Source organism: Amycolatopsis sp. NPDC043889 (assembly GCF_056435645.1).
In genome coordinates, this window is the sequence record NZ_JBWKEC010000016.1 from 1 (window position 1) to 15,713 (window position 15,713).

A 15,713-nucleotide genomic window follows, 5' to 3' on the forward strand; every position below is an offset into this window, starting at 1 on the left:
CGTCGCCCAGGCGACCCACCCACCATTTTCACGCGCTCAGCACGCCCCACCAAGGCCACAAGGACTAACCCGAAACGCCACTCACGACCCCCTCGCGAAATCGCCCACCCGGGCATCAATCAGGGGCGCGGTCGACTCCTGTCGGCCAGGGCAACCGAGTGCTTGACCTGCGGCAATCCTCACCGCTTACGATCAAGACCCCCATCCAAGATCAACTTAAGCCACGTGGCATCGGGTTCGAACCCTCTTTGCCACTCACGACCCCTCGCCACACCGCACAAATCGCTCAACTCGGACAATGACACCGGAAAACGTGATCGGCGACCGGCCGATCGGGTCACTGACCACTGTGGACACCGGACTTCCGGTGGTGCTGGCCGATGGCCTGCTCATGATGGTGATCACCCTGATCGCGCTCGGCCTGGCCACGATGATCAGATCGACCGCGGGAACACTGGTCACCATGGCCGTCCTGCTCTTCGCTCTCCCGATGACACCACGGATGCTGGTACCCGCGCCCTGGGACGAGAGGATCGCCGCGGTCATGCCTTCAGAACTCGCGGGCCAGCTCGCCGGCACGGAATCCCAGTTGTCCGCAGTGGGAGCGCTGTTCGTGATGGCCTTGTGGGTGACAGCGGCGATCTGGGCCGGGCTGGCCGCCATCGGACGGCGAGACGCCTGAATCAGCCGGATTCCCGCAGGCCGAGCGCCGCGGGGGCGCTCGGCCCGGTCGTCTGACGGGGAGTTCAGTCGCGCCAGCGGTTGTTGAGGAAGGCGTCGTCCTCGTCGTCCGCCGGTGCCGGGCGTGCGCGGGGAGCGCGCCGGGGCGTGTCCCGCCCCGTGCGGGCAGGCGGCTCCGAAGCGAACGGAGCAGCCATGTCCACAGGGTCGTCTTCGAAAGGTGACGCCGCCCCCGGCTGCGCGTGCAACCGGTCGGTGCTCCAACCGGACTTCGTCTTGCGCTGCCCCAGCTCCCGCCGGTGCTCGACGTAACGCTGAGCGGTCTGGACCTGCTTGGTCATGAACTCCTGCGAGCTCGCCTTGATCTCGTCGGCGCGTTTGTCCCGCAGCGCCCGGCGCTCCGACTGCTCGCGGACCAGGCCGTCCAGGGTCGCCTTCATGGTGGCGGTGTCATCGGCGCTCATCTGTTCTCCCCTGCCCCGGCTCACCGCTTGCGGGTGACCGACTGATCCTCATCGTCCAGCAACGAACCGGTGATCCGGCCGGTGGGTTCGTTGACCTGGTCGAACACCTCGCCCTCGATCCGGTACGCGCGGTTGGTCCGTTCCTGGTCTCCGCCCTGGCCGCCACCTCCGCCGGCGCCCATGCCCATCGGCGGCATCGCGCCGCCGCCGAACGACTGCCCCGACGGGCTGCCCATCGGAGCGGACGGGGCACCCGAAGCCACGGGCTGCGGCTGCTGTGTCCCACCGCCGCCGGTGTGCAGGCCTTCGCTGAGCGACTGACCTGTCGCGGGGCTCGCGGTTTCGAAGGGCATCGACGGCGCCGAGGCACCACCACCACCGCCACCGAAACCACCACCGCCACCGCCGCTGATGTCACCGGCGGGGACGCCGATCCCATCGGGGACGGTTCCGCCGCCACCGTGGTGCGGGGTGAACGCCGGCTTGGAGTCGGGCTGCGCCGTCCCGGTGACGGGCGTCGCGGGGTGCGCTGCCTTGTCCGTGGCGGGCTTGTCCTCGCCGAGGGTGTACGTGGTCGGCTTGCCGGTGCCGTCGTCGACGGTGACGACCGTCGGCCCGGACGGACCGTCGGGGCGTTCGGCGGTGATCTTCACATCGCCGTCCTGGATGTGGATCTTGCCGTCCGGCCCGGGACGATGGACGCCGTCCTTGTCCGGTTTCCCGTCGTCCGAATCCGGCGTGGACCCCAGCTTGGACTCGTCACCCTCGCCGGTCCAGTCGAGCTTGAAGTCCTTGGCGGGCCCGGAACCGTCCCCGACCTTGATCTCCATCTCGCCGTCTTTGTCCGGCTCGGTCATCTCGAAGGTCGTGTCGCCCTGCTTGACCTTGAGAGTCTCGCGTTCGCCGTCTTCGGCCTTGTCGCCGTCCTCACCGGGTTTGTCACCGGTCAGCTTGTCTTCGCCGGAAAGCTCGTCACCGAGCTTGTCCAAGGCGTCCGACGCCTTCTTCTTCGCCTCGTCGGCGGCCTTCTCGCCGTCCTTCGAGTCGCCGTCCTTCGCGTCGGTGTCGCCCATGCCGCCGGGGGCGTCGCCGAGCTTGTTCAGCGCGTCGGAAGCCTGCTTCTTCGCCTCTTCACCGGCCTTTTCGGCCGCCGCCTTGGCTTCGGCCGCGGCGTCCGTGTTGCCACTGCCACCGGGGCCGCCGCCCGGGCCCGAACCACCCGGCCCAGAGCCCCCGGAACCGCCGAGGTCGGACCCGGCCGGACCGTCGCCCAGCTTGCCCAACGCTTCGGACGCCTGCTTCTTCGCGTTCTCCGCCGCCGCGGCGGCCTGTTTCTTCGCCTCTTCGGCCGCGGCCTTCTGCTCGTCGCCGTTCGACGGCGGCGGAGTCGAACCCGAGGGTGACGTCTGGTCCTTGTTCGCGTCCGGACCACCGCCGAGGCCGCCACCGGGGCCGCCACCGGAACCACCCGGCGATCCGGAACCGCTCTCGGGAATCTTCACGTCCGGGACCGGCGGGGGTTTGACATCGCCCGTCGGACCGGTACCACCGCCGCCCGGACCCGGACCACCCGCGCCGGGACCGCCACCGGGACCGCCACCAGAGCCGCCCTCGGGACCGCCGCCCGGCCCACCGCCGGTACCGCCCGTGAAGTCGGGGCCCTTGCCCGAACCACCCGGTCCATCGCCGGGGCCGCCACCGGGTCCGCCGGTTCCCGAGCCGCCAGGGCCGCCACCCGGACCGCCCTGGCCACCGGTGAAGTCCGGGCCCTGACCGCCGCCGGGCCCGCCGCCCGTACCGCCAGGGCCGCCGCCCGTACCGCCGGCTCCACCCGCGCCGCCCTTGTCACCGGCGCCCTCGAACTCGTTCTTGACCTTGCCCATGACCTTGTCGAGCTCGTCGTAGGCCTGGTTGACGAAATCCTTGGTTTCCTTGCAGGACTTGGCGAATCCCTCGTAGATGATGGTCCACATCTCGGGGATGAACTGGTTCTGGATCCACTGCTTGGCGAGGTCCTGGCCCGCCTTCTTGAACTCGTCGTCGTCGCAGCAGCCGTCGTTGTTCAGCTGCTGGACCAGGTTGGAGCCGAAGTTGACGTCCATCCAGCCCGCGATCGCGCCGAGGTCCTCCTTGCCGCTCTTCTCGCCGGCGGCGATGGCGATGACCTTCTGCGCCATCGCGAAGTCCGCTTTGCCGACGACCTCCTTGTAGAGGTCGACGACCGTGTCCGCCTTGCCCTTGCACAGTTTGAACACCGTGGCGGTGGTGTGCAGTGTCGCTTCGCTCGCGTTGTTCAGCGTCTCGGAGAGCTTTTTGGCCTTGGGGAGGATCTTCTCGTTGTAGTTCTCCGACGAGGCGTCCGCGGCCTTCCCGGTCCAGGTCCCGTAGAGGGTGTTCAGCTGGGAACCGGTGTCGTCGATGGCCTTCTGCACGGTCTTCGAACCGGTCTTGAAGTGGGCGGCGTCGTCGACGAAGTTCTTGAAACTGATCCCGCGCTGCTCGTCGAACGGCTTCTTGATGTCCTTCTCGAAATCGAGCGCGCGAGAGGTTCCACGGCAGTCTTCCGGGACCTTCGCCAGCAGCGAGCCGAAGGTCTGGAAGACCTTGAGCGCGGGCGCGGCGGCGTCGAAGATCTCGTCCGACGTCTTGGTCCCGGCGCCCTCCGCGGTGGGTTCCTTCGCGCCGTCCAGCTTCTTGCCGCCCTCGTCGACGGCCTTCGTCTCTTCGTTCTGGGTGAAGCTGGCCTGATCTCCGGCCTTCTTCGCTTCGCCGTAGATCTTGTCGACGTCGTCCGAGGCCAGAAACGGGATGGCGTTGTAGGACTCCGCGTACTTCTCGGCTTCCTTGCGCTTCTGCTTGATCTCCTCCGGCTCCTGGTCCGCCGACCACGGCGGGGGCGCCGGATGCGTCCGCATCCACGAGCCGATGAGCTTGGTCTTCTGCTCGGCGGGAACGGCCGGGTCGTCGAGAACGGCTTTGACGTCGGTCCAGGTGGTTTTGTCGGCCACTAGCGCATCCCCGTCTTGGTGATCTTGTCCTTCTGCTCGTCCTCGTTGGTGCCGTAGGCGGTGGCGGCGGTACCGAGGTTCGTGCCGAACGAGCCGAGCGTGGTGCTGTACCCCTGGACCGACGCCCACAACGCCGCCACCCCGTCGGTGTACTTCTTCGCGTGGTCGCCGTGCGCCTGGCCGAAGCCTGCCGCGTTCACCGGTGTGCTCGACAGATCCGGGTTGTCTTCGAGCAACTGTTCCGTCAGCTTTCCGATGTTCTTCGATGCCGATGAAAGCGCATCGGTCGCCGCGGTGAAGCCCCCGCTCATTCTTTTCAGCGCCTTTCGTCGGAACCGTCGGCCTTACCGCCGAGTGCCTCTGCGAGCACTTCGGCCACCGACCCGATGTCGGTGAACCGGTCCAGCTGGTCCAGATCAATCCTCACGTCGTGGTAGACCTCCAGCGCCGACAGGAGTCTTATCCGTCCCTTGGAGTCGATACCCAGCTCTTCGAGCGGCGCGTCGGACTCGATTTCGGCGGGATCAAGCCGAAAAGTCTCACTGACGACCTTCACGACCTCCGCGCGGTGATCACCCACGGGGCCGACTATAACGCGCCCTCGCCGCGGCCCGCGCGACCTTGCCACTGGAAGTGCGCGGAAGGTCACCGGAAGGAACCAGACGTACCGATCGCAACGTCAGATCATGTTCGCGGGAAACCGCGCGCAATACCACTCTCGTCACTTCTTTGACATCCGCTTCGGCGTTCTTTGCCCATTCGGCCACCAACATCGCCCCTTCTCCCCTTTCGTCCGTGACACCGAACGCGGCGACGCGGTCGCGGCGGATCGCCGGATGCGCCTCGCCCGCCACCGCCTCGATGTCCTGCGGGTGGAAGTTGCGGCCGTCGATGACGATGAGATCCTTGAGCCTTCCGGTGATGTAGAGGTCTCCGCGATGGACCACGCCGAGGTCGCCGGTGCGCAGCCAGCCGCCGACGCCGTCGAGTTCGCCGCCGAACGCGGCGGCGTCGCCACGGCCCCAGTACCCCGCCGCGACGTTCGGCCCGTGGATCCAGATCTCCCCGGCCAGGCCGTCGGGCCGCACCACTCCGTCCCGGACGATCCGGACCCGTTGGCCGAGCGGACGGCCGACCGAGACGAGTTCCTGACCTTCCGGCACCTCGATCGCCTGGCCCTGCGCGAGGGCTTCGCGGTCGAACACCGCGCTACGCGGTCCTTCCGCGCCCGCGCTCGCGACGTACACGGTGGCCTCGGCAAGGCCATACGACGGACGGTGTGCCTCGGCACGGAATCCACGCGGGCCGAAGGTCGCCAGGAAGCGCGCGACCGTGTCCGGCCGCACCGGCTCGGCGCCGTTCAGCGCGACCCGGACATCGGAGAGGTCGAGGTCGTCTCCCACTTCTCCGGCCGCATCGACGGCCAGGTCGAACGCGAAGTTCGGCGCTGCGGTGAACACGGCCGGGTGATCGGCGAGCTGACGCAGCCATCTCACCGGACGGTGCACGAATTCGGCGGGCGACATGAACACCGATCGCGCCCCCGCGTGGACCGGCAGGCACAGCAGCTGGATCAGGCCCATGTCGTGGAAGAACGGGATCCAGCCGGCGCAGGTCGTGCCCTCGTCGACGGCGTAGGCCCGGCTCGCCTGCCAGCAGGCTGCGGCGACCGCCCGGTGCGGGATCACGGCGCCGGCGGGCTCCCGTGTCGACCCGGACGTGTACTGCAGATAGGCGGGGCTTTCCGGTGCGACCGGAACCGGATCGGCCGGAGGTCCGGAAAGTTCGTCGACCACGATCAGGTGGTCCGGTGTGCCCGCTTCGCGTACCTTCGCGGCGGCGGCCGACGAGGTCACCCACACCCGTGCGCCACTGTCCTCCAGCACACCGGTGAGCCTGGCTCGCTGGGAAGGACTGCCCGGTGCCATCAACGGCACGGCGACGAGCCCGGCGGCGAGCGCTCCGAAGAACGCCAAGGGGTAATTCAGGTCCTGGCCGGTGAGCACGGCGACGCGATCACCCGGCCGGGCGACCAGGCGCAGCGCGCCCGCGACCACTCGCACGCGTGAGACGAACTTCGTCCAGGTGACGGTGCTGTCCACACCGGCACTGTGGTCCTGGTGCGTGAACAGCGGGCGCGAGTCGGCTTCACGAGCGAACAACCGCTCCACGATCGAGGTGTGCAGCACCTGCTCCGGCACTTCCTCCGGCGACGCGGTCATATCCGGCAACGTACTGGAACCCTTGCGAGGGCGCTCGGAGGGCCCGCGCCGCTGTTCGTCCTAAGTAGACGATTCCCGACCCGGTCCGCCGGAATTCGCTCTTGTGAATTCCGGACAGAAGACCGGACATTCCTCGCTCTTTCCCGGACCACGGCCGCACACTCGGCGGGCAGTGTGTTTCTTTCCCCCGGCCTTGGAGGACTAGACCATGCGTCGAAGAATCGCCCTGGCAGTCGGTGGCGCCGCCGTACTGACCGCGAGTCTCACATCCGCCGCCCTCGCCCCGGTCGCGCAGGCTTCCCCCGGATTGCTCGCCGCCATGCAGCGGGATCTGGGGCTCACCGCCGCGCAGGCCTCGACCAGGCTCACCCAGGAGATGACCGCGTCGCGGGTGATGCCCGTCGCCCAGCAGGCCGCCGGTGCGGCGTTCGGCGGCGCCTGGTTCGATCCGGCGCGCGGCAAACTCGTCGTCGGCGTGACCGACCCCGCCGCCGCTTCCGCCGTCCGGCAGGCAGGCGCCGAGCCCACCGCCGTCGCGATCAGCGCGGCCCGGCTCGACGCGGCCAAGGCCGAAATCGACATGTCGGCCAAGACCAAGCCCGCTCCCGCCGCCGTCAGCGGCTGGCGCGCCGACCCGCGCAGCGGCAGCGTCGTGGTCGCGGTGCGGCCGGGCGGGCACGGTTCCGACGTCGACGACTTCCTCGCCAGGGCGAGGAAATCCGGTCCGGTCACGGTGGTCACCGCGCCCAAGGCCGAGCCGTTCGCGGCGGGCACCGTCGGCGGCGACCCGTACTACATCAACGGGAACACCCGCTGCTCCATCGGATTCTCCGTCCACGGCGGTTTCGTCAGCGCCGGCCACTGTGGCGGCACCGGCAGCTCCGTCGTCGGCTGGGACGGCTCGGCGATGGGCAACTTCGCCGGTTCTTCCTTCCCCGGCAACGACTACGCCTTCATCCGGATCGGCAACGGCTGGTGGACCGCGCCGGTCGTCCTCGGCTGGGGCACCGTCAGCGACGCGCTCGTCCGCGGCTCGTGGGTCGCGCCGGTCGGCACCTCGGTGTGCCGGTCCGGTTCGACGACGCACTGGCACTGCGGCACCGTGCTGGGGCACAACGAGACGGTCAACTACTCGCAGGGCGCGGTGCACCAGATGACCCGCACCAACGTCTGCGCGGAACCCGGCGACTCCGGCGGCTCCTTCATCACCGGTGACCAAGCGCAGGGAGTCACCTCCGGCGGCTGGGGCAACTGCGGCTCCGGCGGTGAGACCTGGTTCCAGCCGGTGAACGAGATCCTGCAGAACTACGGCTTGTCCCTCGTCACCGCCTGACACGATCGTGAGCGGCGATCCGGGGCCGCCCCGGATCGCCGCTCACCACCATCCGGGGCTAGCGCCAAGGCCTCGGCGGTAGTTCCACTTCGAGTCCCATGATCCTCGCGGTCGGCTTGCGTCGAAGCCACCGGCCCGCGGTCGTCACATCGATCAAATCGACGGCGAAAGCCTTGCGCTGCGCGGGTGTCACCGCGTGCCAGCGCATCTTGAACGCGGGACGGACGGGGGCGATGAACGGCCTGACCGGACCATGGGCTCGCGCGAACACGGCCTCGAAATCCCGGTCCGGCACATAGTCCAGCTCCAGGTCGATCAGTGGTTCCGGTCCGCCGGCCCGATGGCGGCACCGGGCGAGGATCCGCGCGATCTCGTCCATCGCGAGCCGCACGGATCCGGGAACCTGATGCTGCCAGCACCCGAGATACGGTGCGTTGAGTGACCCGGCCGTAAGCTCGTCCGGCAGCACGATCACCGCCCGCACCGCGAGTCCGGTGAGCTCCACGTGCAACCGCGTCCACCTGTTGGTGGTGTCGAGAAAGAACCGCGGTGGCGGTATGCCGGTGCCGGCACTGAGCCGGATCCGCTCCTTCACCGCGACGAACGGATGGTCCGACGGTGCGGAATCCGTGGCGTGGCGGTCGGTGCCGCCGCCCGGCAGGGCGAACACCAATTCGAGCCGATCGCCGATGAGCTTCAACCCCGCCGGGAACAACGGACCGAGACCGCCCATGAGCGCCGAGCCGGCGACGAGCACGTGGTGACTGGACGCGACTCCGGTCATCGCCGGCTTCCTCCGTTCCTGTTCAGACCTGCAGTTCCGCCTCGATACGCTTGAGGTAGTGCCGAGCCAGCGCGAGATTCGCCTGATCCCGGTCCAGCACCAGGTACAGGAAAAGGGAGCTCCTGGCGTTCATGGAATCCAGCAGCCGGATCAGATGGTATTGGCGATGCAACGTGATGAGGATGTCCTCGATGCTGTCGTTGAGCGACAGCGCGGACATGACCCGCATCTTCGACCTGACGACATCGGTGTTGCCCGCGGCCGCGACCTCCAGGTTGAGCCAATCACCGCCCCCGCTCGTGCCGAGCGACATCCCGCTCTCGTAATCGACCAGCGCGACACCGACCGCTCCGGCGATCGACATGGATTCCTTCAGCGCGTTTTCGATGTTCATCGAACTCACTTTCTTCGTCTGGCTGCTATGCGGCCAATATCGAGCTGATCCGGTCGATGACAGGGCGGCATTCAAAAAGAAGCCGGCCGACATTCAGCTGCCGGTCTCCCATGATCACCATGAGCGCCATCCGGTCGATGGCGTAGACGGCCATGTAGCCGTCGCTGCTGAACACCACGGTCTGCCGGAGTGTCCCCTTCCCGGTCACCTCGGCCGCCTGGCGCGCGATCCCGAGATTCGCGGCGGCCAGCGCGGAGACCTCCGCGGGGTCGATGTTCTTCGCCGCGTCGGCGACTATCGGTATTCCGTCGACCGCGGCTATCACCGTGTCGGTCACCCCGGTGACGTTGTCCCGCAGGTTTCGCAATTCGGCGATCAGTGCGTCGAAATCCACTACTCATACTCTCTTTTTCCGAAGGCCCATCACTGAATGACACGAGGCAATGATCACTCGACGAGGTTCTCGACCGCGATGGACCGTACCACCGAAGTCCGCCGTGACCTACGCGTCCAAGAAACTGGGTATCGGCATCACGCGATCGGCTCAAGCACTTTCCGTGTACGCAGCAGGTCGCCGGAACATTCGCACCGGCGACACCTGATACCGGCACGGTCTGCGACTACCCGACGACTTCGAAATGGGCGATCAGCGACAACGGGCGGACTTCAGTCGACGGAGCTGCGGCGTTCCAGGAAAACGGTGTCGCACCAGACGCCGTCACGCTCGACGATGCGTTCGCGGATGCCGACCGTGCGATAGCCGGCGCTGCGATGCAACGCGATCCCGGCACGGTCGTCGGTGAGGACCGAGGTCTGCAAAGTCCGGATCCCGGCGGCATCGGCCTCCGTGACCTGTTTGTGGATCAGGGCCTTGCCCACCCCGCGACCGCGGTGACCTTCGACGACGTGGACAGAGGTTTCGGCGACGCCTCGATGACCATCGCGGCCCGAGACCGGGGTCGCCGCGCTCCAGCCGACGACTTCGCCATCGACCTCGGCGACCCAGCAGTGCCCCGGCAGCCAGTCCGCGTCGAGCCTTTCGCCGCCGACCGCCGGCCGGACGACGACGTCATCGGGCACGTTGTCCGGACAGCAGGGCCGTGGGGCGAGCAGGCCCATGACGGCGTCGGCCGCGTGCGGGAGCCCGCTGCAGCAGGCCTGGTTGATCGTGACGACCGTGGCGGTGCCCTCTTTCCGCAGGTGCAAGAAACCGACTTCGGCGAGTTTCCGGACGTGGTGCGAGCACGTGGATTGACTCGTTCCGAGGATTTCGGTCAGGGCGCCGACGGTGAGGCCGCCGGACGACGTCGCGACCGCGTGCAGCAGTTTCACCCGCATCGGCTCAGCCAGGCAGGCGAACCAGCCGGCGTACGTCGCGGCTTCGCTTTCGGGCAGGGCGCCAGTGGTCATGCACCCAGTATCGACCAACATCGATGGTTGCGTCAATCGATGCCTGTCGATACAGTCCTCCGCGTCGGTTCAATCGAACCAGATCGATGAAAGGTGCGGGGATGAACGAGTTGCCTGTGGTGGTCGTCGGAGCTGGGCCGGTCGGGTTGGCGGCGGCCGCCGAACTCGCCGAACGGGGCCTCGAGCCGTTGGTGCTGGAACGCGGCACGCACGCGGGTGCCGCGGTGGCGGAGTGGAATCATGTCCGGCTTTTCTCGCCTTGGTCCGAGCTCGTCGCTCCGGCGGCCGGGCGGCTTCTGGCGGCGATCGGCTGGTCCGGCCCTGCCGCCGACACGTACCCGACAGGTTTGGAATGGGCGGAGTCCTACCTGCGCCCGCTGGCGTCAGCACTCGGCGACCGGGTCCGGTTCGGCGCCGAGGTGGTCGGCGTGGCGCGCCGCGGCCGGGACCGTGTCGTGGACAGCGGCCGCGACGACGAGCCGTTCACCGTGCACGTCCGTACCGCCGACGGCACGGAGGAACGGATCACGGCACAGGCGGTGATCGACGCCTCCGGAACATGGCCGACCCCGAATCCTCTTGGCGGGGAAGGACTTCCCGCCATCGGCGAACGAGCGGCGGTAGACCGGATCGGCTACCGCGTCCCGGATCTGGGCGACCCGGCGGTGCGGGCACGGTACGCGGGCAAGCACGTGGTGGTCGCGGGAAGCGGACACTCCGCGCTGACCGCGCTGGTCGCGTTGTCCGGTCTGGCGAAGGAGTCCGCGGACACGCGGATCAGTTGGGTGCTGCGCCGCGGTTCGGTCGGCAACACCTTCGGCGGCGGCGACGCGGACCAGCTCCCCGCTCGGGGTGCTCTCGGCCTGCGTGCGCGGGCGGCGGTGGAATCCGGGCTGATCACCGTCCTGACCGGATTCCGCACCGAGACGGTCGAACGCGACGGAGACGGGCGATTGAGCCTGATCTCCTCCGCCGGGCAGCGCCTCGACCGGGTCGACGAAGTGGTGACGCTGTCGGGATTTCGCCCCGATCTGGGCCTGCTCTCGGAAATCCGCCTGGACCTGGACCCGACCCTGCAGGCGCCGGTCGCGCTCGCGCCGCTGATCGATCCGAACGTGCATTCCTGCGGGACCGTGTACCCGCATGGCGCGAAGGAACTCGCTCACCCGGAGAAGGACTTCTTCCTGGCGGGCATGAAGAGCTACGGCCGTGCGCCGACGTTCCTGGCCATGACCGGGTACGAACAGGTGCGCAGCATCGCCGCGGAGCTCGCCAGGGACCACGAGGCGGCCGCTCGCGTCGAACTCCGGATGGCTGAAACGGGTGTGTGCGGTGGCGCCGGTCTGTTCGACGAGCCCGAAGACACGGCATCGGCCGGCTGCTGCGCGGAAGTCCTGCCCCTGGCGGCGGCACCTCAACGGGGAAGGACCTCATGACCGCGCACGACGCGATCATCGTGGGCGGCGGCCAGGCCGGCCTCGCCGCCGCCCACGCCCTGCGCACCCGCGGCTCGAAACCGGTGATCCTCGAGGCCGGCACCGAACCGGTCGGCTCATGGCCCCGCTACTACGACTCGCTGACCCTCTTCTCCCCCGCCCGCTACAGCAGCCTCCCCGGCCTGCCCTTCCCCGGCGATCCCGAGCACTACCCGCACCGCGACGAAGTCGTCGGTTATCTCCGCCGCTACGCCGACCGCCTCGGCACCGACATCCGCACCGGACACCGCGTCTCCGCCGTCACCCACGAGGGCGGCGTGTTCACCGTGCACACGGCCGGAGGAGCCGCCCTGTCCGCGCCCGTGGTCATCGCCGCATCCGGCGGCTTCTCGCGGCCCCGTCTTCCCGCTCTGCCGGGGCTGGACGGCTTCACCGGCCAAGTCCTGCACAGCAGCGACTACCGCGATCCCGCCCCGTTCGCCGGGCAGCGCGTCATCGTGGTCGGCGCGGGCAACTCCGCCGTCCAGATCGCCACCGAGCTCGCCGGCCACGCCAGGGTCACCCTCGCCACCCGGGCACCGATCAAGTTCGCGCCGCAGCGCCCCTTCGGGAAGGACGTGCACTTCTGGTCCGCCGCCGTCGGGTTCGACCGCCTGCCGATCGGCCATGTGCTGAAAGAACCACTCACCTCACCTGTCAACGACCCCGGCGGCTACAAAGCCGCGATTCTCGACGGAGAACCGGATCAGAGGCGCATGTTCACCACCATCGACGGCGACGGTGTGCGCTGGCCGGACGGAACCCGCGAACACGTCGACACCATCCTGCTCGCCACCGGCTTCCGACCCGGACTGTCCTATTTGGACGGACTCGGCGCACTGGACTCCGATGGACGGCCGCTGCACGATCGCGGCCTGTCCACCACCCACCACGGGTTGGCCTTCGTCGGCCTGGAATGGCAGCGCAGCTTCGCCTCCGCCACCCTGCGCGGTGTCGGACGCGACGCGCGGTACGTGACCAAACGCCTTCTGGTCAGGCCTACGGGTCGCCGCCGGTCACCAGCATGGCTGTGAGGTCGGCGACCGCGGCCCGGGCGGTCATGCCGACGCCGATGAGCGTGGCCGAGGCGGGACCGGTCCAGTCGCCGTAGCCGAGAAGGTGCAGCCGTGGCTCGGCCACCACGCGGGTGCCTTCGGTGGGGATACGACCGCGGGTGGTACGCAACCGCAACGACGCGAGATGGATTTCACGACGCCGGTCGAGGAGATCCTACGCGGGATGGACGATCTGGTCCGGCAGGGCAAGCTCCTGTACGTGGCGATCTCCAACGCGCCGGCCTGGGAGGTTTCGCGGATGCAGGCGATCGCCGACCTGCGCGGCTGGTCACCGCTGGTCGCGCTGCAGATCGAGTACAACCTGATCGAGCGCACCGGGGAACGCGACCTGATCCCCATGGCACGCGAGATGGGGCTGGGCGTGGTCCCCTGGTCACCGCTGGCGGGCGGCCTGCTCACCGGGAAGTACAACAGGGACGACGTGACCGCGGTGCCGTCCGAAGACGGCACCCGCAAGAACCTCAACTTCGCCTAGGGCACGCTCACCGAACGCAATCTCGCGATCGTGGACGTGGTGAAGGAGGTCGCCGCGGAGCTCGGCCGCAGCCCCGCCCAGATCGGGCTGGCCTGGACCCTGCTGAACCCGGGCGTGACGGCACCGATCATCGGCGCCCGCACACCCGCCCAGCTGGAGGACAACCTCGGCGCGCTGGAGGTCGAATTCACCGGCTCGCAACTGGCCCGCCTCGACGAGGCCAGCGCGATCGATCTCGGATTCCCGCACGAGATGCTGTCCCGCGACACGACCCTCGCGCTGACCCGTGGCGACATGACGATCGAACCGCGCCGCTGACCCTCACCGTGGTCGTGAGTGACAAGTGACGTTCTAACGACACTTTCCACTCACGACCCCCTGTACCGATGCCCTGCCAGCCGGAAAGGTCCGAACCCAGACCGCGGGTTCGAGCCGATTGGCGCCGGCCTTTCGGACGCGAACCCGGAGCGACGCCTTCAGTTGCGGATGATCCTCCGTTCCGTGGCGACGGCCACCGCACCGGCACGGCTGTCGACGCCGAGTTTGTCGTAGATGTGGACCAGGTGTGTCTTCACCGTGGCTTCGGAGATGAACAGCCGCGCGGCGATCTGCCGGTTGATCAACCCTTCCGCCACCAACTGCACGATCTCGGTCTCACGGGGGCTCAACGCGGGCGCCGGTGCCCGCATGTGCCCGAAGAGCCGGGCCGCGACCTGAGGTGCCAGCACGGTCTCACCGCGCGCGGCCGCGTGGATGCCCTTGAAGAGGTCCTCGGGCGGCCCCGCCTTGAGCAGGTAGCCGGTGGCGCCGGCGGCCACCGCCCTGGTGATGTCCAGCTCGGCGTCGTAGGTGGTGAGCACCAGTACCTTCGGCGGCTCCGGCAGCGCGGTCAGGCGTTCGGTGGCGTTCACGCCGTCCGGGCCGTCGCCGAGCTGCAGGTCCATCAGCACGACGTCCGGCTTCTCCGCGCTGGCGAACAGCACGGCCTCATCGGCCCCCGCGCATTCGCCGATCACCTCGAAGCCGGGCTCGCCGGCCAGCAGCGCGGCTATTCCCGCCCGCACCACCGGATGATCGTCGACGATCAGTACCCGGACGGTCATCGAACCTCCCTGGTGGGCACGGCGACGGCGAGCGCGGTGCCCTCTCCCGGCGCGCTCTCGACGACCATCTCACCACCGAGTTCGGCGAGCCGCTCGCTGATCATCCGCAGCCCGTTCCCCCGGTCGCCGGTCGCGCGAGTCGAAGCCGGATCGAAGCCGACACCGTCGTCACGGATGTCGAGGACGACCTTGTCCACCAAGTAAGTCAGCGTGACGGCGGCCTTCGTCGCCCTGGCGTGCTCGCTGACGTTCGCCAGCGCGCCCTGCGCGACCCGGAGCAGACCTGCCTCCACCTCGGGCGACAGCGGATAGGGGTCTCCGCTGGTCTCGAAACGCACAGCGTGCATGGCGGCGAACATGACCTGCTCGGCGAGATCCTTCAACGTCTCGACGAGATCCCCGGCGTCGAGCCGCGGTGACCCGAGGCCTTTGACGAACCGGCGCGCCTCGGCGAGGTTGTCCCCCGCCGCCTCGACGGCGCGGGACACATGGCCTTTCGCCAGTTCCGGGTCCGTGTCCCACGACCGCTGTGCCGCCTGCAGCAGCATCCGCGTACTCGAGATCCCCTGGGCGAGGGCGTCATGGATCTCTCGCGCCAGCCGCTCCCGTTCCTGCATCATCCCGGCCAGTCGCTGGCTCTGCGCGAGATCGACCCTGGCACCCAGGAGTGCCTTGACGGCTTCCCCCAGCTTCCTCCGGTCCCCGTCGAGTTGCAGGAAGGTCATCGTGGCCATCAGCGCGACCGCGATGGGCGCGAGCACGAGGCTCGGATCGAACCCGCTCGCGATCCTCAGCTGGGCCAGGATGGTCGCGGCGGTCAGCAGGACCACCACCGCGATCATCATCCGCGGGCGCAGCATCTGCAGGCAGACGAAGAACAACGGTACGGCGCACCAGGCGAAACTCGGCGCGGCCACCACCAGTGCGAGCCAGACCGCGATCACCGCCGTCAACCACACCGGCCGCCACCGGTCGAGCATTTCCCAGCTCAGCACACCCGCCACGTAGACCAGCGCGAGCGCGCCGGTGAGCACGAGGATCAACGGTGTGGCGCCGCTCAACCCGTGCCCCGCGACGAACCTGGCCACCGACGCGGCGAGCAGCAGGAAGAACCCGGCATGCATCGCGGCGGTCAGCCGGGTGGCCGCGCCGAGGTGCGATTTCATCCGGTCCTCCCTTCGTCGCCGATGATCGTAAGCAGGGAGGCGGGGTGCCCCGCATCAATCGTTCGGTTGATGCCCCTACCGATCACTCGACGTCCGATCGATGTCCACTCTCCCGATTCGCC

General features: G+C 68.6%; 16 protein-coding genes and 1 pseudogene. 5 read left to right on the plus strand and 12 right to left on the minus strand.

The annotated features are described in order from the left end of the window. Positions 1-298: 298 nt before the first annotated feature. Positions 299-682 carry a hypothetical protein gene (locus AC0685_RS26225; protein ID WP_478227932.1) on the plus strand — a complete coding sequence of 128 codons (384 nt, stop codon included), beginning with the start codon at positions 299-301 and terminating at the stop codon, positions 680-682. 64 nt (positions 683-746) lie between these two features. Here AC0685_RS26225 and AC0685_RS26230 read toward each other — a convergent pair whose 3' ends face one another. The 5 genes from AC0685_RS26230 to AC0685_RS26250 are packed head-to-tail and all read right to left on the minus strand — an operon-like array spanning position 747 to position 6,375. Beyond that, complete coding sequence (locus tag AC0685_RS26230; RefSeq protein ID WP_478227933.1) at positions 747-1,145, minus strand: hypothetical protein; 399 nt, start codon at positions 1,143-1,145, stop codon at positions 747-749. Positions 1,146-1,165: 20 nt separating this feature from the next. Continuing rightward, positions 1,166-4,153, minus strand: a complete 2,988-nt coding sequence (locus AC0685_RS26235; RefSeq protein WP_478227934.1) for a WXG100 family type VII secretion target — start codon at positions 4,151-4,153, stop codon at positions 1,166-1,168. Continuing rightward, a complete protein-coding gene (locus AC0685_RS26240; RefSeq protein WP_340688142.1) occupies positions 4,153-4,464 on the minus strand; it encodes a hypothetical protein in 312 nt (103 codons plus the stop codon). The genes AC0685_RS26235 and AC0685_RS26240 overlap by 1 nt, the downstream gene beginning before the upstream one ends. Positions 4,465-4,469: 5 nt before the next feature. Beyond that, the gene (locus AC0685_RS26245; protein WP_478227935.1) at positions 4,470-4,733 is read right to left on the minus strand and encodes an acyl carrier protein; all 264 of its coding nucleotides are present in this window, start codon (positions 4,731-4,733) and stop codon (positions 4,470-4,472) included. Continuing rightward, on the minus strand, positions 4,726-6,375 hold the full coding sequence (locus AC0685_RS26250; protein WP_478227936.1) for a fatty acyl-AMP ligase: 1,650 nt from the start codon (positions 6,373-6,375) through the stop codon (positions 4,726-4,728). Before AC0685_RS26250 ends, AC0685_RS26245 begins: the two co-directional genes overlap by 8 nt. Before the next feature lie 208 nt (positions 6,376-6,583). Between AC0685_RS26250 and AC0685_RS26255 the strand changes: the two genes are divergently transcribed. Then, positions 6,584-7,708, plus strand: a complete 1,125-nt coding sequence (locus AC0685_RS26255; protein ID WP_478227937.1) for a S1 family peptidase — start codon at positions 6,584-6,586, stop codon at positions 7,706-7,708. Between the two features lie 58 nt (positions 7,709-7,766). On the opposite strand, the gene AC0685_RS26260 is transcribed toward AC0685_RS26255, so the two are convergent. From AC0685_RS26260 to AC0685_RS26275, 4 genes are all read right to left on the minus strand, one after another. Next, on the minus strand, positions 7,767-8,492 hold the full coding sequence (locus AC0685_RS26260) for a hypothetical protein (RefSeq protein WP_478227938.1): 726 nt from the start codon (positions 8,490-8,492) through the stop codon (positions 7,767-7,769). 22 nt (positions 8,493-8,514) lie between these two features. Then, positions 8,515-8,886 (minus strand): hypothetical protein, encoded by a 372-nt coding sequence (locus AC0685_RS26265; protein ID WP_125681949.1) that lies wholly within the window; start codon positions 8,884-8,886, stop codon positions 8,515-8,517. A 25-nt stretch (positions 8,887-8,911) separates the two neighbouring features. Beyond that, positions 8,912-9,280, minus strand: coding sequence for a roadblock/LC7 domain-containing protein (locus AC0685_RS26270; RefSeq protein WP_219150733.1), 369 nt, complete (start codon positions 9,278-9,280; stop codon positions 8,912-8,914). Positions 9,281-9,552: 272 nt separating this feature from the next. Continuing rightward, complete coding sequence (locus AC0685_RS26275; protein WP_478227939.1) at positions 9,553-10,296, minus strand: helix-turn-helix domain-containing GNAT family N-acetyltransferase; 744 nt, start codon at positions 10,294-10,296, stop codon at positions 9,553-9,555. A 101-nt stretch (positions 10,297-10,397) separates the two neighbouring features. Here AC0685_RS26275 and AC0685_RS26280 point away from each other — a divergent pair, with 101 nt between their 5' ends. Further along, complete coding sequence (locus tag AC0685_RS26280; RefSeq protein WP_478227940.1) at positions 10,398-11,732, plus strand: FAD-dependent oxidoreductase; 1,335 nt, start codon at positions 10,398-10,400, stop codon at positions 11,730-11,732. After that, entirely contained in the window at positions 11,729-12,805 is a 1,077-nt protein-coding gene (locus tag AC0685_RS26285) for a flavin-containing monooxygenase (protein WP_478227941.1), read from the plus strand. Before AC0685_RS26280 ends, AC0685_RS26285 begins: the two co-directional genes overlap by 4 nt. Here AC0685_RS26285 and AC0685_RS26290 read toward each other — a convergent pair. Next, on the minus strand, positions 12,771-12,956 hold the full coding sequence (locus AC0685_RS26290; protein ID WP_478227942.1) for a hypothetical protein: 186 nt from the start codon (positions 12,954-12,956) through the stop codon (positions 12,771-12,773). The genes AC0685_RS26285 and AC0685_RS26290 overlap by 35 nt on opposite strands. An 18-nt stretch (positions 12,957-12,974) precedes the next feature. On the opposite strand from AC0685_RS26290, the pseudogene AC0685_RS26295 reads away from it, so the two are divergent. Next, a pseudogene (locus tag AC0685_RS26295) lies at positions 12,975-13,640 on the plus strand (aldo/keto reductase); the annotation flags it as partial. A 158-nt stretch (positions 13,641-13,798) separates the two neighbouring features. Here the strand turns inward: AC0685_RS26295 and AC0685_RS26300 are convergent. Beyond that, positions 13,799-14,425, minus strand: a complete 627-nt coding sequence (locus tag AC0685_RS26300) for a response regulator (RefSeq protein ID WP_478227943.1) — start codon at positions 14,423-14,425, stop codon at positions 13,799-13,801. Then, the gene (locus tag AC0685_RS26305; RefSeq protein WP_478227944.1) at positions 14,422-15,591 is read right to left on the minus strand and encodes a sensor histidine kinase; all 1,170 of its coding nucleotides are present in this window, start codon (positions 15,589-15,591) and stop codon (positions 14,422-14,424) included. Before AC0685_RS26305 ends, AC0685_RS26300 begins: the two co-directional genes overlap by 4 nt. Between the last annotated feature and the right edge of the window lie 122 nt (positions 15,592-15,713).